1 protein-coding gene is annotated in these 1,004 nt (G+C 47.9%); it reads left to right on the plus strand.

What is annotated here, in order from left to right; genetic code table 11:
- Positions 1 to 1,004: methyl-accepting chemotaxis protein (locus R7Q38_RS25115; RefSeq protein ID WP_318114768.1), on the plus strand; the 1,004-nt coding region annotated here is incomplete at both ends.

Here is a 1,004-nt window from a genome sequence, read left to right on the forward strand (position 1 = left end):
CGACAAAGCACACATGATGCGCTTCTCCAATTGACCGATTCATTCAACGATATTGAGAACACCATTTACGCGCTAGGTACGCTTGCGGCGATCGCAACAGTGTTCATTGCATACTTGTTGTCTAATTCAATCACAGGGCGTTTGACCGCACTGGATACTTTGGCACAACGCGTGGCGGAAGGCGATTTGACAGCTTCTCCTATCAAAGACGAATCGGGTGATGAGCTTTCTAACTTAGCGACCTCTTTAAATAAAATGCAGGCATCTTTAACGGGGTTGATCGGCTCTATTTCAGTCGTGTCTGAAGAAGTTAAGTCGGTCACGAGTGAGCTGTCTGTTGTTAGCCAAGACATTGTTTCTGGTGCGAGTAGCCAAGCCGACAAAGCGAACCTTATCGCAACGGCAGCAGAAGAGCTGAGTTTGACCATTTCACAAGTGGCGGAACAAGGTGCGTCTACGTTTGAAGAAGCTCGTAAATCAGAAGCCACAGCCGAGCAAGGCCGTACGGTCATTGTTGAAATGGTAGAGAGCATTCAACAGGTATCGAAGCAAATGGCGGACATGTCGGTTCAGATGAATCACCTTGGTGCTCATGGCGAGAAAATTGGCGCAGTGATTAAAGTGATTGAAGACATCGCAGAGCAAACTAACTTGCTTGCGTTAAACGCTGCCATTGAAGCTGCGCGCGCTGGTGAACAAGGCCGTGGTTTTGCCGTCGTAGCGGATGAAGTGAGAACGCTAGCAAGCCGCACTCAAGCTTCAACCGAAGAGATCATCACGATCATCTCTAAACTGCAAAATTGTTCGAAGAGTGCCGTTTCAGCAACAAACAACAGCAGCGATTTGATTCAAGAGTGCGTTGAGCAAGCACAAAAAGCCGGTGCAACCATCGACCAAATCGAAAAAGGCGCAGATAACATTGCTGAAATGAGCATTCAAATTGCGAGTGCTTGCAGCGAGCAAAGCTCGGTAACAGAAGAGCTGCATCGTAACGTGGAACACAT

Source organism: Vibrio sp. Vb0598 (assembly GCF_033338935.1).
Taxonomy (GTDB): domain Bacteria; phylum Pseudomonadota; class Gammaproteobacteria; order Enterobacterales; family Vibrionaceae; genus Vibrio; species Vibrio alginolyticus.